Origin of the sequence: Cupriavidus sp. 30B13 (genome assembly GCF_049059565.2) — a bacterium.
Taxonomy (GTDB): domain Bacteria; phylum Pseudomonadota; class Gammaproteobacteria; order Burkholderiales; family Burkholderiaceae; genus Cupriavidus.
Map to the genome: position 1 here is coordinate 2,947,612 of NZ_CP188223.1, position 20,353 is coordinate 2,967,964.

Consider the following 20,353-nt stretch of genomic DNA (forward strand, 5'->3'; position numbering starts at 1 on the left):
GCTCAGGCCAGCAGCCGGTACGCCAGCCGCGCCGCCGCGCGGGCGCCACAGGCATCGCGGTCGTACAGCGGATTGAACTCCGCCAGGTCCGCCACCCGCAGCTTGCCGCTGGCGCGCACCAGTTCCACCACCGCCTCCACCACCGGCAGCGGCACGCCGTACGCCGCCGGCGCCGACACCGCCGGCATCGCCGCCGCGGGCAGCACGTCGAGATCGATGGTGAGGTAGACGTGGTCCACCGCATCGATGCGCGCCTGCAGTTCGGCCAGCCGCGCGTCGAGGTGCCGCTCCTGCATCCGCACGTCCTCCACGTAGTGCGCGCCGAGCGCGTCGGCATGCGCGAACAGCGCCGCGGTATTGCCGAGCCGGCTCACGCCGAGGCAGCTGTATTCGAAGCGCTGGCCGCGCGCGCGGCAGGCCTCGGCGATCTGGTCGAACGGCGTGCCCGAGCTGCCGGGACGGCCCGTGCGCAGGTCGAAGTGCGCATCCAGGTTGACCACCAGCACGCGGCCGCCGTCGCCGCGCGCGTCGAGATGCGCGCGCAGGCCCTGCCACGTGCCCCAGGCGATCTCGTGGCCGCCGCCGAGCACCAGCGGGAAGGCACCCTGCGCCAGCTCCGCGGCCACGGCGCGGGCCAGCGCCTGCTGTGCCGCTTCGAGATCGCCGTCGGCGCACACGATGTCGCCGCCATCGTGGAAGACCTCGAGACCGTGCGCCGGCACGCCGGCCAGCGCGCGGCGGATCTCGTGCGGGCCGCCGGCGGCGCCGGCGCGGCCCTGGTTGCGCAGCACGCCGGCGTCGCAGCAGAAGCCGAGCAGCACCGGCGCGCCCGGCACGCGCGCGGCGCCCGTGCGCACCACGTTGAACAGCCGCCGCGTGTCGCCGCGCTCGTTGCTGTCGGTGCGGCCGCGCCACACGGGGTTCGCGGCTTCGTGCGCGGCAGGCGACGTCACCGGCTCGCTCATGACAGACGGCGGCCCAGCGTTTCCGGCACCATCGCCAGCCCGGCCAGCGAGACCAGGCCGCAGCCGATCACGTAGAAGGCCGGCGCGTTCGGGCTGGCGGTGAGGTGGATCAGCTCGGCCGAGAAGAACTGCGCGAAGCCGCCGAAGATGGCGATGGCCACGCAATACGCGATCGACAGCCCGGTGGCGCGCAGGCGCTGCGGCAGCACTTCGCTGACCAGCACCATCGAGGCCGGCGAGGTCATCGACATCGGCACCGACAGGCAGCCCACCACCAGCAGCAGGCGTGCCAGGCCCGGCTCGGCATTGATCAGCACGAAGGCCGGGTAGATCATGACCAGCAGGGCCACGCGCGACCACAGCACCACCGGGCGGCGGCCGAAGCGGTCGGCCAGCCGCCCCGCGAACGGCGACAGCACCACCTGCACGCCGGCCGCCACGCAGGCCGCCCAGATGCCCAGCGACAGCGGCATGTGCAACTGCGACACGGCGTAGTTGCTGAGGTAGTAGACCACGATATAGGTCGACGAAGCCACGCCGATCATCAGCAGCACGCTGGCCGCCAGCGCGCGGCGGTGCTCGCGCAGCAACCGCATGGACGAGCCCCGCTGCGTCGCGTGGGCCGCGGGCGCGGTCTCCTCCAGCCGGCGGCGGATCACCAGCCCCACCGGGATCACGAGGATGCCGAGCGCGAACGCCACGCGCCAGCCCCAGGCCTGCAGCTCGGCCGGCGCGAGCAGGTTGCTCAGCAGCAGCCCCACCAGCGCGCCCAGCAGCGCCGCCAGGCCCTGGCTGAACGGCTGCCAGCTGGTGTAGAAGCCGCGCGAGCGGTCGTCGGCGTACTCCAGCAGCAGCGCGGTGGACGCGCCCATCTCGCCGCCGATGGCGAAACCCTGCACCAGCCGCGCGAGCAGGATCAGCACCGGCGCGGCGATGCCGATCTGGGCGTAGGTGGGCGTGATCACGAAGATCACCGCGCTCAGGCCCATCAGCCACAGCGTGAGCGCCACCGCCGGCTTGCGGCCCGCGCGGTCGGCGTACATGCCGATCAGCAGGCCGCCGAGCGGACGCATCAGGAAACCCACGCCGAAGGTGGCGAAGGACAGCAGCAACTGGCCGGTGGCGTCGGCCACCGGGAAATACAGGCGGCCGATCAGCGTGGCGAAGAAGCTGTAGACCACGAAGTCGTAGAACTCCAGGCCGTTGCCGATGGTGATCGCGGCAATGGCCTTGAAGCGGGACAGCGGCGCGGGCGCGGCGCCTTGCAGGGCCACGGCACCGGGGGCGGTGTTGTCGATGAGCATGTGTCTATCCGGAAGAATGTCGTCGTGGCGCCCATGCGGGCACCCGGGGGCTTTGGATTGCGGAGCGATGTCAGTCCGGCGCCAGCGCGGGCGCGGCGCCGCCGCGCGGGTCGCGCCGTGGCCGCACCCACAGCCACCACGCCGCCACCAGCAGCGCCAGCCAGGCCGCGCCCACCACCAGCGCGGCGCGGGTCTGCGGGAACCAGCCCAGCACGCCGAAGATGAACAGCATGAAGCCGATGGCCGCGAGCGGCGCCAGCGGCCAGAACGGCACCGGGAACTGGAGCGCGGCCGCCTCGGCGCGGCTCATGCGCCGGCGCATGGCGAACTGCGAGAGCAGGATCATCAGCCACACCCACACCGTGGCGAAGGTGGCGATGGAGGCGATCAGCACGAACACGTCCTCCGGCATCACGTAGTTCAGCACCACCCCGGCCAGCAGGGCCAGCGCCATCACCACCACCGTCATCCACGGCACGCCGTTGCGCGAGACGCGCCCGAACGCGCGCGGCGCGTGGCGCAGCACGGCCATGCCATACAGCATGCGGCCGGCGCCGAAGATGTCGCTGTTGATGGCGGACACCGCCGCCGAGATCACCACCACGTTGAGCACCGCCGCGGCCGAGCCGATGCCCAGGCGGCTGAAGATCTGCACGAAGGGGCTGCCTTCGCTGCCGACCCGGTGCCACGGATACAGCGACATCAGCACCCCCAGCGTGAGCACGTAGAACAGCAGGATGCGCAGCGGCACCGCGTTGACCGCGCGCGGGATCACGCGCTGCGGGTCGCGCGCCTCGCCGGCCGTGATGCCGATGATCTCGATGCCGCCGAAGGCGAACATCACCACCGCGAACGAAGCGATCACGCCGGCCACGCCGTTGGGCATGAAACCGCCATGGGCCCACAGGTTGTGGATGCCGGTGGCGGCGCCCCCGTCGGCCATGCCGACGCCGAACAGCATGATGGCCACGCCGCCGCCGATCATGGCGACGATGGCGCCGACCTTGAGCAGCGACAGCCAGAACTCCAGCTCGCCGAAGACCTTCACGCTGAGCAGGTTGAGCCCGCCGATCAGGAACACGATGCCGAGCACCCAGATCCAGCGCGGCACGTCCGGGAACCAGAAGCCCATGTAGATGCCGAACGCGGTCACGTCCGCCAGGCAGACGATGACCATCTCGAAGGTGTAGGTCCAGCCGAGCAGGAAGCCCGCCAGCGGCCCCAGCGCGGTATTGGCGTACTGGCCGAAGGAGCCGGCCACCGGGTTGCGCACCGCCATCTCGCCCAGCGCGCGCATCACCATGTAGACCGCGGCGCCGCCGATCAGGTAAGCCACCAGCACGGCCGGGCCGGCGGCCTGGATGGCCGAGGCCGAGCCGTAGAAGAGTCCGGTGCCGATCGCCGAACCGAGCGCCATGAAGCGGATATGGCGCGCGCCCAGGCTGCGCTGCAGGCCTTGCGACTGCTGTTGCATCTGTTCTGTCTCCGAGTCATTGTTATGTCGCGCCCGTGTGCGCCGGGTTGTTCCCGTTCGCGCGCCGCGGCGTCACAGGCTGGGCAGCAGCCCCGCCGGCAGCAGCGCGTTGAGCCCGCCCGCGGCCAGCAGGCGGCTGGCCGCCTCGATGTCGGGCGCGAAGAAGCGGTCCTTCTCGTAGTACGGCACCTCGGCGCGCAGCTGCGCGCGCGCCTGCTCCAGCCGGGGCGAGCTCTTGAGCCCTTCGCGGAAGTCCAGCCCCTGGCAGGCGCCCAGCCATTCCACCGCGAGAATGCCGCGCACGTTCTCGGCCATCGCCCACAGCCGCTTGCCGGCGTTGGGCGCCATCGACACGTGGTCTTCCTGGTTGGCCGAGGTCGGCAGGCTGTCGACGCTGTGCGGATGCGCGAGCGCCTTGTTGTCGCTGGCCAGCGCGGCGGCGGTGACCTGGGCGATCATGAAGCCGGAGTTGACGCCGCCGTTGGCGACCAGGAACGGCGGCAGCTGCGACATGTGGCGGTCCATCATCAGCGAGATGCGGCGCTCGGACAGCGAGCCGATCTCGGCGATGGCCAGCGCCAGGTTGTCGGCCGCCATCGCCACCGGCTCGGCGTGGAAATTGCCGCCCGAGATGACGTCGCCCTCGGCGGCGAACACCAGCGGGTTGTCGGACACGGCGTTGGCCTCCACCTGCAGCACTTCGGCGGCCTGGCGCAGCTGCGTCAGGCAGGCGCCCATCACCTGCGGCTGGCAGCGCAGCGAGTACGGGTCCTGCACCTTGTCGCAATCCGCGTGCGAGCGCGCCAGCTCGCTGGTCTCGCCGAGCAGCGCGCGGTAAGCCGCGGCCGCGTCGATCTGGCCGCGCTGGCCGCGCACGGCATGCACGCGCGCATCGAACGGCGCGCGCGAGCCGAGCATGGCCTCCACGCTCAGGCCGCCGCACACCAGCGCGGCGCCGAACAGGTCCTCGGCCTCGAACAGGCCGCGCAGCGCGTAGGCGGTCGACACCTGCGTGCCGTTGAGCAGCGCCAGCCCTTCCTTGGCCGCCAGCGTCAGCGGGCGCAGGCCGGCCACTTCCAGCGCCTGCCGCGCCGGCAGCCACTGGCCGCGGTGGCGCGCCTGGCTCTCGCCCAGCAGCACCAGCGACATGTGCGCCAGCGGCGCCAGGTCGCCGGAGGCGCCGACCGAGCCCTTGAGCGGAATGTGCGGATAGACCTCGGCGTTGACCAGCGCGATGAGCGCCTCGATCACCTCGCGGCGGATGCCGGAGAAGCCGCGCGCCAGGCTGTTGACCTTGAGCAGCATGATCAGGCGCACCATGGCGTCGTCGAGCGGCTCGCCCACGCCGGCGGCGTGCGACAGCACCAGCGAGCGCTGCAGGTTCTCCAGGTCCTCGCTGGCGATGCGGGTCTGCGCCAGCAGGCCGAAGCCGGTGTTGATGCCGTAGGCCGTGCGGCCCTGCGCCACGATGGATTCGACGCAGGCCACGCTGGCGTCGATGGCGGCGCCGGCGCTGTCGTCCAGGCGCAGGCGCAGCGGCTGGCGCCAGGCTGCGCGCAATTGGGCGAGGCTCAGCTGGCCGGGCTGCAGGTTCAGGTCGGATGCGGTCATGTTCAGGCTCCCTTGTGGCCGGTGATCATCGGCAGGTTCAGGCCCTGCTCGCGGGCGCAGTCGATGGCGATCTCGTAGCCGGCATCGGCATGGCGCATCACGCCGGTGGCCGGGTCGTTGTGCAGCACGCGGGCGATGCGCGCGGCGGCCTCGTCGGTGCCGTCGCACACGATCACCACGCCGGAATGCTGCGAGAAGCCCATGCCGACGCCGCCGCCGTGGTGCAGCGAGACCCAGGTGGCGCCGCTGGCGGTGTTGAGCAGCGCGTTGAGCAGCGGCCAGTCGGACACCGCGTCCGAGCCGTCGCGCATGCTTTCGGTTTCGCGGTTGGGGCTGGCCACCGAGCCGGAGTCGAGGTGGTCGCGGCCGATCACCACCGGCGCCGACAGCTCGCCGCTGCGCACCATCTCGTTGAAGGCCAGGCCGAGCTTGGCGCGCAGTCCCAGACCGACCCAGCAGATGCGCGCCGGCAGGCCCTGGAAGCTGATGCGCTGGCGCGCCATGTCGAGCCAGCGGTGCAGGTGCGCGTCGTCGGGAATCAGTTCCTTGACCTTGGCGTCGGTCTTGTAGATGTCCTGCGGGTCGCCGGACAGCGCGGCCCAGCGGAACGGGCCCACGCCGCGGCAGAACAGCGGGCGGATGTAGGCCGGCACGAAACCGGGGAAGTCGAAGGCGTTGGCCACGCCCTCTTCCTTGGCCATCTGGCGGATGTTGTTGCCGTAGTCGAAGGTGGGCACGCCCATCTTCTGGAAGTCCAGCATGGCCTGCACGTGGCGCGCCATCGACTGCTTGGCGGCCTTGACCACGCCGGCCGGGTCGGTCTGCGCGCGGTCGCGGTACTGGCCCCAGGTCCAGCCGGCCGGCAGGTAGCCGTTGAGCGGATCGTGGGCGCTGGTCTGGTCAGTCACCAGGTCCGGGCGCACGCCGCGGCGCACCAGCTCGGGCAGCACCTCGGCGGCGTTGGCGCACAGCGCGATGGAGACGGCCTTGCCCTCGGCCGTGTAGCGGGCGATGCGCGCCAGCGCGTCGTCGAGGTCGGCGGCCTGCTCGTCCACGTAGCGCGTGCGCAGGCGGAAATCGATGCTGCTCTGCTGGCATTCGATGTTGAGCGAGCAGGCGCCGGCCAGCGTGGCGGCCAGCGGCTGCGCGCCGCCCATGCCGCCCAGGCCGGCGGTCAGCACCCAGCGGCCCTTGAGGCTGCCGCCGTAGTGCTGGCGGCCGGCTTCGACGAAGGTCTCGTAGGTGCCCTGCACGATGCCCTGGCTACCGATGTAGATCCAGCTGCCGGCGGTCATCTGGCCGTACATGGCGAGGCCCCGGGCATCGAGCTCGTTGAAATGCTCCCAGGTGGCCCAGTGCGGCACCAGGTTGGAATTGGCGATCAGCACGCGCGGGGCGTTGGCGTGGGTCTTGAACACGCCGACCGGCTTGCCCGACTGCACCAGCAGGGTCTCGTCGTCGCCGAGCGTCTTGAGCGTGGCGACGATCTTGTCGTAGCACTCCCAGTTGCGCGCGGCGCGGCCGATGCCGCCGTACACCACCAGCTCCCTGGGGTTCTCCGCCACTTCCGGATCGAGGTTGTTCATCAGCATGCGCAGCGGCGCCTCGGTCTGCCAGCTCCTGGCGTTCAGCTGGCTGCCGCGCGGGGCGCGGATCTCTACATCGCGGAAACGGAGGTTGTCGCTCACGGGGGAACTCCTTGGTACCTTGGTCATGACATGAAGACGCCCGAAGGCGCCTGGATGAGGCTGCACGTGCCGCCGGGCGAACGTGCCGTGCGTGTATAGTGTTGTATATACAAGTATAGCTGTATTGGGAGTTTCCCGGATATGGCGAGGCGAGGCGCGCAAAAAAAGGGAAGGCGGCGCCGCCGGCGCCACTCCACGGGAACGAAAGGGGCGTCCGGTCGCGCCGGCCGATCTCGGTATGATGGCGGTCTGCCGCGCCCTTCGCGGTCGCAGGCACCCCAGACCACAGGAGATCCATGCTGGTGCGTTTGCTGGAACGAATGATCGACCCGTTTCGCGGCCTGCCCGACACCGAGCCGCCGCGCCGGATCTGGCGCTTCTATGCCTATTACCTGCGCGAGGTGTGGCCGGTCTTTGTCTTCCTGCTGGCGGTAGGGCTGGGCGGCGCGCTGATCGAGGTGGCGCTGTTCGGCTTCCTGGGCCGGCTGGTGGACCTGGCGCAGGCCACCCCGGGCCCCGAATTCTTCCGCCGCCACGCCGGCGAGCTGGCCTGGATGGCGGCGGTGGCGCTGGTGCTGCGCCCGCTCTTCAATGGCCTGCACGACATCCTCGTGCACCAGGTCATCAACCCCAGCCTCGGCAACATGGTGCGCTGGCAGAACCACCGCTACGTGCTCAAGCAGAGCATGTGGTTCTTCCAGAACGACTTCGCCGGACGCATCGCCCAGCGCATCATGCAGACCGGCTTCTCGCTGCGCGACTCCGCGGTGCAGGCGGTGGACGCGCTCTGGCACGTGCTGATCTACGCCATCAGCTCGCTCTACCTGTTCGCCGAGGCCGACTGGCGCCTGATGATCCCGCTGCTGCTATGGATCGCGGGCTACACGGGCGCCATGCTCTACTTCACGCCGCGCGTGAAGGCGCGCTCGGTGGACGCCACCGGCGCGCGCTCGCGGCTGATGGGGCGCATCGTCGACGGCTACACCAACATCGCCACGCTCAAGCTGTTCGCCCACACGCGCCTGGAGGAAGAGTACGCGCGCGAGGCCATGGCCGACCTGACCGACAAGGCGCGCCGCTCGGGCCGCATGGTCAGCGCGATGGACTTCACCGTCACCGCGCTCAACGGCGCGCTGATCGCCGCCACCACCGGGCTGGCGCTGTGGCTGTGGAGCGAGGGCCGCGTCAGCGTGGGCGCGATCGCGCTGTCGGCCGGGCTGGTGATCCGCATCGTCAACATGTCGGGCTGGATCATGTGGGTGATCAACGGCATCTTCGAGAACGTGGGCCAGGTGCAGGACGGCATGCAGACCATCTCGGTGCCGCGCAAGGTGACCGACCGCGCGGGCGCCCCGCCGCTGCGCGTGACGCACGGCGAGGTGCGCTTCGAGGGCGTGGGCTTCCACTACGGCAAGGGCTCGGGCGTGATCGAGAACATCGACCTGACGGTGCGGCCCGGCGAGAAGATCGGCCTGGTGGGGCCATCCGGCGCGGGCAAGTCGACGCTGGTCAACCTGCTGCTGCGGCTCTACGACGTCGAGCGCGGCCGCATCCTGATCGACGGCCAGGACATCGCCGGAGTCACGCAGGAAAGCCTGCGCGCGCAGATCGGCATGGTCACGCAGGACACCTCGCTGCTGCACCGCTCGATCCGCGACAACCTGCGCTACGGCCGCCCCGGCGCCAGCGAGGCCGAACTGATGGCCGCCGCCGGCGACGCCCACGCCGCCGGTTTCATCCCGCAATTGCGCGACGCCAGCGGCGCCGCCGGCCTCGACGCGCAGGTCGGCGAGCGCGGCGTCAAGCTCTCCGGCGGACAGCGCCAGCGCATCGCGGTGGCGCGCGTGCTGCTCAAGGACGCGCCCATCCTGATCCTCGACGAAGCCACCTCGGCGCTCGACTCGGAGGTGGAAGCCGCGATCCAGGAGAACCTGGAAACGCTGATGCGCGGCAAGACCGTGATCGCCATCGCGCACCGGCTGTCCACCATCGCGCGCATGGACCGGCTGGTGGTGCTGGACGGCGGGCGCATCGCGGAAAGCGGCACGCACGCCGAGCTGCTGGCGCGCGGCGGCCTGTACGCGCGCCTGTGGGCGCACCAGACCGGCGGCTTCGTCGGCGTGGCGTAGCGCGCCGCCGGCGCTACCAGGTGGAAACCGCCTTCGCGGTGCAGGACGGCGCGACGAGGCCGGCGGCGGCATCCGTCACGGCCTGGACTTCGACGAAGGGGCGCTCGGATTTCACCGCGCCGAAGATCGCCGCGAACGGGATGTCGCCGGCATCCCGTCCCGTGCCGATGCGGATCAGGCCCGTCGGGACCGAGATGCCGGAGGGGTCGACGAGATACCAGCCATGCGACAGGTAGACCTCGACCACGGCATGAAAATCCGGCGCGCCGCCCTCGGGATCCGCCCCGTAGTCGAGGGTGCTGGAAATGCGTGCGGGGATGCTGAGCGCGCGGCACAGCGCGATCATCAGGTGGGCGAAATCCCGGCACACGCCCGTGCGGTCGACGATCGTATTGGTCGCCGAGGTGCGCTCGTTGGTGGAGCGCGAGAGAAACCGCACATGGTTGCGCACCCACGCCTGTATCGCGGCGATGCGCGCGTAGCCGGTCGGCATCTTGCCGAATTCGCGCATGGCGAACTCCATCAGGCGGTCGGATTCGCAATACCGGCTCGGCGCAAGGAAGGGCAAGACGTCGAAGGGCAGCCTGGAAACCGGCACCTCCGACAGCCCGCCGGGCTCGTCCAGCCGGTGGTCGATCTCCACTTCCGCCTCGTAGTAGATCGCGACGTGCCCCGCCGGCACCCGCATCCGGGCCAGGCGATTGCCCAACACCGGGTCCGTGTGGCAGTCGACATCGGCGGCGGGCGAAATCGCCAGCCGCTCGGCGACGACGGTTTGCCGTGCGGTGCGCGCGGCTTCGATGTTGAGCACGAAGTCGGCCGACGGGTCCATGACTTCGTATGACAGGCGAACGACGTATCGCAGGCGATGCACGGTGGTCTCCTGGGCAGCGAGGCGCGTGGGGCTGACAGTGTCGTCAGCATGGCTTCCTGAGTGTAGCCGCGCGGATGCGCGCCGTCTGCCGCCAACGGGACCGATGCGCCGGAAACGGCGCTAGACCAGGCCCAGCAGCCCGGCGCCCGCGCCCAGCGCCACCAGCACCAGCGGATGCACGCGCGTCTTGAGCATCAGGAAGATGGTCAGCACCGTCACCGCGACGGCGCCCCAGCGGTGATCCACGCTGACCGCCAGCACCCAGCCGGTGGAGAACAGCAGGCCGATGGTGAGCGCGGCCAGGCCGCGCCGGATCAGGCCCGGCCAGCGCGCCTGCGGCGAGCGCCCGGCGAAATACTCGAACGCCAGCGCGATCATGCTCGACGGCCCGCAGATGGCGATCATGCCCACCACCGCGCCGGTCAGCCCGGCCAGCTGCCAGCCGAACAGCGCCACGAACAGCACGTTGGGCCCGGGCGAGGCCTGGGAAATGGCGTACATGGCGGAGAACTGCGCATCGCTGAGCCAGCCGTGCGACTCCACCAGGAAGCGATGCATGTCCGGGATGGTGGTGGCGGCGCCGCCGATGGACAGGAAGGACAGCAGGAAGAAGTGGGCAAAGAAGCTGCCGAGGACGCTGGAGTGGCTCATGCGCGCGGCTCCCCGGCAGTGTCGCTCCGCGCGCTCCCGGCGGCGGGCGCGGCCTGCGCGGCGGCGCGCAGCGCCTGCCCCTCGGCGCGCCATTCGAACAGCAGGCCAAGCGGCACCAGCACCGCCATCACCGGCACCAGCGGCCAGCGCAGCAGGCCGATGCCGGCGAAGGCCGCCACGCCCACCAGCACGCCGCGCACGGTGGGCGACTGGCTCTGCGCCAGCTTGATGCCGGTGGCCAGCACCAGCCCGGCCGAGACCGCCGTCATGCCGGCCAGCATGCGCTGCACCGCCGCCACGTCGCGATAGTGCTCATACAGCAGCATGGCCGACAGCACCACCACCATCGGCACCATCACCAGCCCGGCGAACGCGGCCAGCGCGCCGCGCAGGCCGGCGAAGCGCAGGCCCATCATCAGCGCCACGTTGATCACGTTGGGGCCGGGCAGCACCTGGCCCATGCTCAGCAGCTCGACGAACTCGCGGTCGTCGAGCCAGCGGTTGCGCTCGACCACCGCGCGCCGCACGAAGGGCAGCACGCCGCCGAAGCCGGACAAGCCCATGCGGGCGAACTCGACGAACAGGCGGCGCGGCGTGGGTGGCGGGGCGAGGGTGTCGCTGCGGGGGGGCAGGGAAGCTGGCATGTCATGGACCAGGCAATAAGACCGACGAACGGCGGGTTGCTCCCAGCTCCCGTGCAACGGGAGCGGGGAGACTGCATGCGGCAGGCTGGCGCGCTCAGCCGGCCGGCGGCTCGATCTTCACCGGATCGATGCGCGGCTCCTTGAGCCTGGCCTCGAGCGCGCGGCCCTTGCGGGCGCGCTTGCCCACATACGGCAGCAGGTTCTGCCCCGCCACCTTCTGCGCGGCCGGCTTGCCGCCGCGCCCGGTGCCGGACAGCATCAGCCCCGGCGCGCCCACCGCGATGGCCTGCAGCAGCGTTTCCTTGGGCTCGAGTTCCATCAGGATCACGCCGCGGCCGCCGGCCGAGAGCGACTTGATCTCGTCGAGCGCCACCAGCAGCAGGCGGCCGTTGGCGGACAGGCAGGCAATGTGCGTGGCATCCTCGCCGATGGGCGCCGGCTCCAGCGGGGCGTCGCCCTCGTCCAGCGTGAGGTAGGCGCGGCCGCCCTTCTGCCGGCTCACCATGTCGCCGACCTTGGTCTGGAAGCCGTTGCCGCCGCGCGTGGCGATCAGCATGCGCTGGTCGAGCCCGCCGGCGAAGGTGTGGGCGATCTGGCTGCCCGCCTGCAGTTCGATCAGCGTGGTCACCGGCACGCCGTCGCCGCGCCCGCCGGGCAGGCCGGCCACCGGCACGGTGTAGACGCGGCCGTTGGTGCCGAACACCAGCATCACGTCGACGGTGCGGCACTCGAAGGTGCCGTACAGCGCGTCGCCGGCCTTGAAGGTGAACTGCTGCGCGTCGTGGCCGTGGCCCTGGCGCGTGCGCACCCAGCCCTTCTGCGACATCACCACGGTGACCGGCTCGTCCACCACGCGCACCTCGGCGGCGGCGCGGCGCTCTTCCTGGATCAGCGTGCGGCGCGGGTCCTTGTCCTCGGGGCTGAACTGCCTGGCGTCGGTCTCGATCTCCTTGATGATGCGCCGGCGCATCATGGTCTCGGACTTGAGCAGCACGTCGAGGTCGGCCTGCTCTTCGCGCAGCTCCTGCAGCTCCTTCTCGATGCGCAGGGCTTCGAGCCGGGCCAGCTGGCGCAGGCGGATTTCCAGGATGTCCTCGGCCTGGCGGTCGGACAGGCCGAAGGCCTGCATCAGCGCCGGCTTGGGCTCGTCGCTCTCGCGGATGATGCGGATCACCTCGTCGATGTTGAGCAGCACCAGCATGCGGCCTTCGAGGATGTGGATGCGGTCCTCGACCTTGCCCAGGCGGTGGCGCGTGCGGCGCGTGACGGTGTCGAAGCGGAACGCGATCCACTCGCGCAGGATCTCCGGCAGGCCCTTCTGGCGCGGCCGGCCGTCGGTGCCGATCATCACCAGGTTGATCGACGCGCCCGACTCCAGGCTGGTATGCGCGAGCAGCGTCTGGATGAACTCCTGCTGCTCGATGTTCTTGCTCTTGGGCTCGAACACCAGGCGCACCGGCGCGTCCTTGCCCGATTCGTCGCGCACCGCGTCGAGCACGGCCAGCATGCCCTGCTTGAGCTGCAGCTGCTCGGGCGTGAGCGACTTCTTGCCGGCGCGCACCTTGGGGTTGGTGATTTCCTCGATTTCCTCGAGCACCTTCTGCGCCGAGGTGCTCGGCGGCAGCTCGGTCACCACCAGTTGCCACTGGCCGCGCGCCATGTCCTCGATGATCCAGCGCGCGCGCACCTTGAGGCTGCCGCGCCCGCTCTCGTAGATCTGCGCGATGTCCGACGCCGGAGAGATGATCTGGCCGCCGCCCGGATAGTCGGGCCCCGGCATCAGCGCCAGCAGCTCGGCCAGCGTGATGCCGGGGTTGCGGATCATCGCCACGGTGGCCGCGGCCACTTCGCGCAGGTTGTGCGGCGGCACTTCGGTGGCCATGCCCACGGCGATGCCCGAGGCGCCGTTGAGCAGCACGAACGGCAGCCGCGCGGGCATCAGCTTCGGCTCCTCCATCGAGCCGTCGTAGTTGGGGATGAAGTCCACCGTGCCCTGGTCGATCTCGTCGAGCAGCAGGCGCGCGATCGGCGTGAGGCGCGCTTCGGTGTAGCGCATGGCCGCCGCGCCGTCGCCGTCGCGCGAGCCGAAGTTGCCCTGGCCGTCGATCAGCGGGTAGCGCAGCGAGAAGTCCTGCGCCAGGCGCACCAGCGCGTCGTAGGCGGACTGGTCGCCGTGCGGGTGGTACTTGCCCAGCACGTCGCCCACCACGCGCGCGGACTTGACCGGCTTGGCGTCGGCGCGCAGGCCCATCTCGTGCATGGCGAACAGGATGCGGCGCTGCACCGGCTTCTGGCCGTCGGCCACTTCCGGCAGCGCGCGCCCCTTGACCACGCTGATGGCGTAGTCGAGATAGGCGCGCTCGGCGTAGTGCGCCAGCGTCAGCGAGTCGGCGCCGCCATCGGGCGGGCCCGGGTCAAACAGAGAGTCTTGTTGTTCCATGGATTGGCAAGAAGACGGCGCGCCTGTCTGCGGCGTGGCGCGCCGGTTGCATGTTGTGCGCGATCGTTCGGGTTGTTCGGGTGGCGGTCAGGGCATGTTGCGGCGTCCGCCGATCACCATCTTCACGCGGCTCACGCCGCCGGCGGCGGCCGCGTCCGCCGGCATGCCGCCGGGCCGGTAGAAGCGGTAGAACTGCAGCACCGTGCTGACATACTGCCGGGTCTCCGGGAACGGCGGGATGGCGTTGTTGTAGCGCTGCACCGCGCCCTCGCCCGCGTTGTACGCGGCCAGCACCAGCTCCAGGTTGCCGGGGAACAGCTCCATCAGCCAGCGCAGGTAGCGCACGCCGGCCGAGATGTTGGTGCGCGGATCGGCCAGCTTCTGCTCCACCGTGCGGCGCGCGTCGGCGGCCACGCCGAAGCGCGCCCCGGTATCCGGGATCACCTGCATCAGCCCGATCGCGCCCTTGGGGGAGACCGCGCCCGGGTTGAAGCCGGACTCCACCGCCATCACCGCCTTGACCAGCGCCGGGTCCACGTTCTGCGCCTGCGCCACCTGGCGGATGATCGGCTCGACCGTGGCGATGTTCGGGTGGTTGACGACATAGCGGTACAGCTTGTGCGTCTCCAGGTCGATGGCGCCCGCCCCGTTCCCCGCGCCTGCGGTTGCCGGGCGGCCCAGCGACGGGCTGCGCAGCTCGCCGCCGTTCTTCATGAACAGCGTGTAGCGCTCGTCGAGCTTCTCGTCGGAGAAATGCGCCACGCCGTCGTCGTCGATATAGCCGTACAGCGCCGCGTTCGCCGCCGGGGCGCACGCCAGGCCGGCCAGCAGCAGGCCGGCGGCCAGCCGGCGCCGCCATCCGCTGTCGTCAGGTCTGCTTGTGTTCGCCATCGGCTTTCCTCATGTGTTGCGGGTATCGAAGGGACTGTCGGCCCGGGCGGAGCGCTTCAGATGTCGGCCACCACCTCGTTGCCGCGCTCCTCGAGCCAGGTGCGGCGCTGCGCGGCCTCGCCCTTGCCCATCAGCATGTTCATCACGCCCACGGTCTGCGGCAGGTCGAAGCTGCCCAGCGCCACCGGCAGCAGGCGGCGCGTGTCGGGGTTCATGGTGGTTTCCCACAGTTGCTCGGCGTTCATCTCGCCCAGGCCCTTGAAGCGGGAGATCTGCCAGCTGTTTTCCTTGACGCCGTCCTTGAGCAGCTTGTCCTGGATCGCCACCAGCTCGCCGTCGTCGAGCGCGTAGAGCTTCTGCGCCGGCTTCTTGCCGCGCGCGGGCGCGTCCACGCGGTACAGCGGCGGGCGCGCCACGCACACGTTGCCGTTGTCGATCAGCTTGGGGAAGTGGCGGAAGAACAGCGTGAGCAGCAGCACCTGGATGTGCGCGCCGTCCACGTCCGCGTCGGACAGGATGCAGATCTTGCCGTAGCGCAGGTTGGACAGGTCGGGCTCGTCGTTGGGGCCGTGCGGGTCCACGCCGATCGCCACCGCGATGTCGTGCACCTCGTTGTTGGCGAACAGGCGATCGCGCTCGGTTTCCCAGGTGTTGAGCACCTTGCCGCGCAGCGGCAGGATGGCCTGGAATTCCTTGTCGCGCCCCATCTTGGCCGAGCCTCCGGCGGAGTCGCCCTCGACCAGGAACAGTTCGTTGCGGGTGACGTCGGTGGATTCGCAGTCGGTCAGCTTGCCCGGCAGCACGGCCACGCCCGAGCCCTTCTTCTTCTCCACCTTCTGCGCGGCGCGCGTGCGCGCCTGGGCCTGGCGGATCACCAGCTCGGCCAGCTTCTTGCCGTACTCGACGTGGTGGTTGAGCCACAGCTCCAGCGCCGGGCGGCTGAAGGTGGACACCAGGCGCACCGCGTCGCGGCTGTTCAGGCGCTCCTTGATCTGGCCCTGGAACTGCGGGTCCAGCACCTTGGCCGACAGCACGAACGAGGCGCGCGCGAACACGTCCTCGCTCATCAGCTTGACGCCCTTGGGCTGCAGCGCGTGCATCTCGATGAAGCTCTTGACGGCCTGGAACAGGCCTTCGCGCAGGCCGGACTCGTGCGTGCCGCCGGCCGGCGTGGGAATCAGGTTGACGTAGGACTCGCGCACCGGCGCGCCGTCCTCGGTCCAGGCCACCACCCAGGAGGCGCCCTCGCCTTCGGCGAAGCCCTCTTCGGCCGGGTTGGCGTCGGGGTCGGCGAAATGCTCGCCTTCGAACATCGGCACCACCAGTTCGGCGCCGCTGCCTTGCGCCAGCGCTTCCACCAGGTAGCCCTTGAGGCCCTGGTCGTACTGCCAGGTCTGGCGCTCGCCGTTCTTCTCGTTGAGCAGCGTGACCTTCACGCCCGGCAGCAGCACGGCCTTGCTGCGCAGCAGCCGCTGCAGCTCGGCCAGCGGGATCGTGGCCGAATCGAAATACCTGGCGTCCGGCCACACCTGCACGCGGGTGCCGTTCTTCTTCTCGCCGCGCTCGAGCTTGCGCGTGGCCAGCGGCACGGTGACGTCGCCGCCCGAGAAGGTCAGCGTGGAATGGCTGCCGTCGCGCCAGACCGCCACGTCCAGCCGCGTCGACAGCGCGTTGGTCACCGACACACCGACGCCATGCAGGCCGCCCGAGAACGCGTAGGCGCCGCCCTTGCCCTTGTCGAACTTGCCGCCCGCGTGCAGGCGCGTGAAAACGATCTCCACCACCGGCACCTTCTCTTCCGGGTGGATGCCCACCGGGATGCCGCGGCCGTCGTCCTCCACGCTGACGCTGCCGTCGCGGTGCAGGGTCACCATGATTTCGGAGCCATGCCCGCCGAGGGCTTCGTCCGAGGCGTTGTCGATCACCTCCTGCACGATATGCAGGGGGTTGTCGGTACGGGTGTACATGCCGGGCCGTTGCTTGACCGGCTCCAGGCCCTTGAGGACCCGGATGGAAGATTCGCTGTACTGACTGGTTTTGCTCGCCATGGAGTCGCTTGCTTAGTGGGATTCTCGGCCAGCCCGGCGCGGCGGCGCTTTGCCGCGCGCCAGCCAGGTGGCCGGGCAGCCTGCATTGTAATGGAAGCGCGCGGCGGCCCTGGCGCCATTCTCGCCGCCCGTGCGCGCCCACGGCCGTGGCCCCGGCGGCACATTGCCCGACACCGCGTGCCACGCGGCGCGCGGATGCGCGGTAAACTCGCCCGCACCGCTTCGGTGCAGCCGCAGACATGCCGGGCGCCGGCGGAGAAAACCAGAACAACACAACACACAGAGCCAAGGGACGCACGCCAAGATGCAGAACGCCACGCAGACCAAACCCCTTACCCTCACCGCCGTGCTGATATGCGGCGGCCTGCTGGTCACCCTGTCGATGGGCATCCGGCACGGCTTCGGGCTGTTCAACCTGCCGATCACCCAGGCCCACGGCTGGAGCCGCGAGACCTTCGCCTTTGCGCTGGCGCTGCAGAACCTGATGTGGGGCCTGACGCAGCCGTTCACCGGCGCGCTGGCCGACAAGTTCGGCGCCGTGCGCATCATGCTGGCCGGCGTGGCGCTTTATGTCGCCGGCCTGCTGGTCATGGCCCTGGCCGGCTCCGGCGCCGCGTTCGCCTCGGGCGCCGGCATCCTGATCGGCATCGCCCAGTCGGGCACCACCTACAGCGTGGTGTACGGCGTGATCGGGCGCGTGGCCAGCGCCGAGAAGCGGGTGTGGGCGATGGGCATCGCCGCGGCGGCGGGCTCGTTCGGGCAGTTCCTGATGATCCCGGTGGAGCAGACGCTGATTTCCACCGTCGGCTGGCAAAACGCGCTGTTCGTGCTGGCGGTGCTGGCGTGCCTGATGCTGCCGCTGGCCTTCAGCCTGCGCGAGCCGCGGGCCGCGGCGCATGCGGGCGGCTTCCAGCAGAGCATCGGCCAGGCGGTGCGCGAGGCCTTCGGCAACCGCAGCTTCCAGCTGCTGACGCTGGGCTACTTCGTGTGCGGCTTCCAGGTGGTGTTCATCGGCGTGCACCTGGCGCCCTACCTCAAGGACCGCGGGCTGACCGACCCGAAGGTCGCCACCGTGGCGCTGGCGCTGATCGGCCTGTTCAACGTGTTCGGCACCTACAGCGCCGGCGCGCTGGGCCAGCGCATGCCCAAGCGCTACCTGCTGTCGGCCATCTACCTCGCGCGCTCGGTGGTGATCGCCGCCTACCTGCTGCTGCCGCTCACCGCGGCCAGCACCTGGGTGTTCGCCGCGCTGATGGGCTTCCTGTGGCTGTCCACGGTGCCGCTGACCAACGGCATCATCGCGCAGGTGTTCGGCGTGCAGTATCTGTCGATGCTGTCGGGCGTGGTGTTCTTCTCGCACCAGATCGGCAGCTTCCTGGGGGCGTGGCTGGGCGGCTTTCTCTACGACCGCACCGGCAACTACGACACCGTGTGGCTGATCGCCATCGGGCTGGGCGTGATGGCGGCGCTGGTCAACCTGCCGATCCGCGAGCACGCCATCGCGCGCCCGCGCGCGGCGGCGGCGTGAGGGGCGGCATGGGGGGCGGCATGAGGACGCGCGCGCCGGTCCTGCGCGCCGCGGCTCTCGCGGCAGCCGCCGCGCTGCTGGCGCTGGCCTTCCTGGCCTACCTGCGGCCGGGATTCATGGTGGACCTGGCCAATATGGTGCTGGCGTGGTGCGGGTAAGCACCACCAGGGAGAACACAGGCGCTTACTGCGCCTCGCCCTTGGTCTTGGCTTCCAGCACTTCCCAGCGCTCCAGCGCCTCCAGCAGTTCCGTCTCGATCTCGTCGTGGCGGGTGCCGAGCTGCGCCGCCCTGGCGGGATCGCTGGCGTAGAGCGTGCCGTCGGCGAGTTGCGCGGACACGGTCTGCTGCTCGGTCTCGAGCGCCGCGATGCGCCCGGGCAGGCCGTCCAGTTCGCGCTGCTCCTTGTACGACAGCTTGACGCGGGCGGGGGCGCGGGTTTCGCGCGGCTTGGCCGCCGCCTCGGCGGGCTTGCGCTCGCCGGACCGGGCTTCCTGCATGGCCGCGCTGCGCCGGGACTGCACCTGCCAGTCGGAATAGCCGCCCACGTATTCGCGCCAGCGGCCGTCGCCTTCGGCGGCGATGGTGGAGGTCACCACGTTGTCGAGGAAGGCGCGGTCGTGCGAGACCAGGAACACGGTGCCGCTGTAGTCCTGCAGCAGTTCCTCGAGCAGCTCCAGCGTGTCGATGTCGAGGTCGTTGGTCGGTTCGTCTAGCACCAGCACGTTGGCCGGACGCGCGAACAGGCGCGCCAGCAGCAGCCGGTTGCGCTCGCCGCCGGACAGCGACTTGACCGGCGAGCGCGCGCGCTCGGGCGCGAACAGGAAGTCGCCCAGGTAGCTCATCACGTGCTTGCGCTGGCCGTTGATCTCGACCCAGTCGCTGCCCGGGCTGATGGTGTCGGCCAGCGAGCGCTCCAGGTCGAGCTGGGCGCGCATCTGGTCGAAGTAGGCCACCTGCATGTTGCTGCCGTTCTTGACGGTGCCGCTGTCCGGCGCGAGCTCGCCCAGGATCAGCCGCAGCAGCGTGGTCTTGCCGGCGCCGTTGGGGCCGATCAGGCCGACCTTGTCGCCGCGCATGATGGCGCCGGTGAAGTCGCGCACCACCACCTTGTCGCCAAACGCCTTGCTGACGTCGGTCAGCTCGGCCACGATCTTGCCGGAGCGCTCGCCCTGCGACACCTCCAGCTTGACGTTGCCCTGCACGTCGCGCCGCGAGGCGCGCTCGCCGCGCATCGTCTCCAGGCGCTGGATGCGCGCCACGCTGCGCGTGCGGCGCGCTTCCACGCCCTTGCGGATCCACACTTCTTCCTGCGCCAGCAGCTTGTCGAACTTGGCCTGCTCGACCTGCTCGGCGGCCAGTTGCTCGGCCTTGCGCGCCTGGTAGGCGGCGAAGTTGCCGGGGAAGGAAACCAGCCGGCCGCGGTCGAGCTCGACGATGCGGGTGGCCACGCGGTCGAGGAAGGCGCGGTCGTGGGTGATCAGCAGCACGCTGCCGCGGAAGGCCAGCAGCAGGTCTTCGAGCCAGCGGATGGCTTCCACGTCGAGGTGGTTGGTGGGCTCGTCGAGCAGCAGGATGTCGGGCTCGGCCACCAGCGCCTGCGCCAGCGCCACGCGCTTCTGCATCCCGCCGGAAAGCGAGTCGACGCGCACATCGGCCTGCAGGCCGAGCTGCGCCAGCGTGGTTTCCACGCGCGTGCGCAATTGCCATGCGCCGGCGGCGTCGACTTCGGACTGCAGGCGGTGCAGTTCGGCCAGCGCGGCTTCGTCGTGGTTGTCGTCCAGCGCGGCCAGCGCGGCTTCATAGGCGGCCAGCAGGTCGTGGACCTGGCCCAGGCCCTGGGACACCGCGTCGAACACCGCCTGGCCGGGCGAGAACTGCGGCTCCTGCGGCACATAGGCCGAGGTCACCCCGCTCTGGCGCGCGATCAGGCCATCGTCCGGCGCCGACAGGCCCGCCACGATCTTGAGCAGGGACGACTTGCCCGAGCCGTTGCGGCCAATCAGGCCGACGCGCTCGCCGGCTTCGAGCGAGAAGTCGGCATGGTCGAGCAAGGCCACATGCCCGAAGGCGAGCTGGGCGTCGGAAATCGAAAACAGGGCCATGGG

The 20,353-nt window shown here is 70.4% G+C and carries 15 protein-coding genes; 3 read left to right on the top strand and 12 right to left on the bottom strand.

The window, feature by feature from the left end; genetic code table 11:
* Positions 1-2: 2 nt before the first annotated feature.
* From hutG to hutU, 5 genes are all read right to left on the bottom strand, one after another.
* On the bottom strand, positions 3-965 hold the full coding sequence (hutG, locus tag ACKI2N_RS13590; RefSeq protein WP_420997029.1) for a formimidoylglutamase: 963 nt from the start codon (positions 963-965) through the stop codon (positions 3-5).
* A complete protein-coding gene (locus ACKI2N_RS13595) occupies positions 962-2,269 on the bottom strand; it encodes an MFS transporter (protein WP_420997028.1) in 1,308 nt (435 codons plus the stop codon). The genes hutG and ACKI2N_RS13595 overlap by 4 nt, the downstream gene beginning before the upstream one ends.
* A gap of 70 nt (positions 2,270-2,339) precedes the next feature.
* Complete coding sequence (locus ACKI2N_RS13600; RefSeq protein ID WP_420997027.1) at positions 2,340-3,743, bottom strand: amino acid permease; 1,404 nt, start codon at positions 3,741-3,743, stop codon at positions 2,340-2,342.
* Positions 3,744-3,815: 72 nt separating this feature from the next.
* Positions 3,816-5,354 (bottom strand): histidine ammonia-lyase, encoded by a 1,539-nt coding sequence (gene hutH / locus ACKI2N_RS13605; protein WP_420997025.1) that lies wholly within the window; start codon positions 5,352-5,354, stop codon positions 3,816-3,818.
* 2 nt (positions 5,355-5,356) lie between these two features.
* Complete coding sequence (gene hutU / locus ACKI2N_RS13610; protein WP_426989782.1) at positions 5,357-7,042, bottom strand: urocanate hydratase; 1,686 nt, start codon at positions 7,040-7,042, stop codon at positions 5,357-5,359.
* A 296-nt stretch (positions 7,043-7,338) separates the two neighbouring features.
* Between hutU and ACKI2N_RS13615 the strand changes: the two genes are divergently transcribed.
* Positions 7,339-9,171 (top strand): ABC transporter ATP-binding protein, encoded by a 1,833-nt coding sequence (locus tag ACKI2N_RS13615; RefSeq protein ID WP_420997023.1) that lies wholly within the window; start codon positions 7,339-7,341, stop codon positions 9,169-9,171.
* A gap of 13 nt (positions 9,172-9,184) precedes the next feature.
* Here ACKI2N_RS13615 and ACKI2N_RS13620 read toward each other — a convergent pair whose 3' ends face one another.
* The 6 genes from ACKI2N_RS13620 to ACKI2N_RS13645 form a co-directional block, all read right to left on the bottom strand.
* Positions 9,185-10,045, bottom strand: coding sequence for a transglutaminase-like domain-containing protein (locus tag ACKI2N_RS13620; RefSeq protein ID WP_420997022.1), 861 nt, complete (start codon positions 10,043-10,045; stop codon positions 9,185-9,187).
* Between the two features lie 120 nt (positions 10,046-10,165).
* On the bottom strand, positions 10,166-10,696 hold the full coding sequence (locus tag ACKI2N_RS13625) for a chromate transporter (protein WP_420997021.1): 531 nt from the start codon (positions 10,694-10,696) through the stop codon (positions 10,166-10,168).
* Positions 10,693-11,340: a chromate transporter gene (locus ACKI2N_RS13630; protein WP_420997020.1), complete on the bottom strand. Its 648-nt coding sequence runs from the start codon at positions 11,338-11,340 to the stop codon at positions 10,693-10,695. Before ACKI2N_RS13630 ends, ACKI2N_RS13625 begins: the two co-directional genes overlap by 4 nt.
* A gap of 94 nt (positions 11,341-11,434) precedes the next feature.
* On the bottom strand, positions 11,435-13,780 hold the full coding sequence (gene parC / locus ACKI2N_RS13635) for a DNA topoisomerase IV subunit A (protein WP_420997019.1): 2,346 nt from the start codon (positions 13,778-13,780) through the stop codon (positions 11,435-11,437).
* An 87-nt stretch (positions 13,781-13,867) separates the two neighbouring features.
* Entirely contained in the window at positions 13,868-14,671 is an 804-nt protein-coding gene (locus ACKI2N_RS13640; protein WP_420997018.1) for a lytic transglycosylase domain-containing protein, read from the bottom strand.
* 56 nt (positions 14,672-14,727) lie between these two features.
* Positions 14,728-16,719 carry a DNA topoisomerase IV subunit B gene (locus tag ACKI2N_RS13645; RefSeq protein WP_420997017.1) on the bottom strand — a complete coding sequence of 664 codons (1,992 nt, stop codon included), beginning with the start codon at positions 16,717-16,719 and terminating at the stop codon, positions 14,728-14,730.
* A 304-nt stretch (positions 16,720-17,023) separates the two neighbouring features.
* On the opposite strand from ACKI2N_RS13645, the gene ACKI2N_RS13650 reads away from it, so the two are divergent.
* Together ACKI2N_RS13650 and ACKI2N_RS13655 are read left to right on the top strand one after the other, a co-directional pair.
* Complete coding sequence (locus tag ACKI2N_RS13650; protein ID WP_420997016.1) at positions 17,024-18,247, top strand: MFS transporter; 1,224 nt, start codon at positions 17,024-17,026, stop codon at positions 18,245-18,247.
* Between the two features lie 20 nt (positions 18,248-18,267).
* Positions 18,268-18,405: a hypothetical protein gene (locus ACKI2N_RS13655; RefSeq protein ID WP_420997015.1), complete on the top strand. Its 138-nt coding sequence runs from the start codon at positions 18,268-18,270 to the stop codon at positions 18,403-18,405.
* A gap of 25 nt (positions 18,406-18,430) precedes the next feature.
* Here the strand turns inward: ACKI2N_RS13655 and ACKI2N_RS13660 are convergent, their stop codons facing one another.
* Positions 18,431-20,350 (bottom strand): ATP-binding cassette domain-containing protein, encoded by a 1,920-nt coding sequence (locus tag ACKI2N_RS13660; protein WP_420997014.1) that lies wholly within the window; start codon positions 20,348-20,350, stop codon positions 18,431-18,433.
* Between the last annotated feature and the right edge of the window lie 3 nt (positions 20,351-20,353).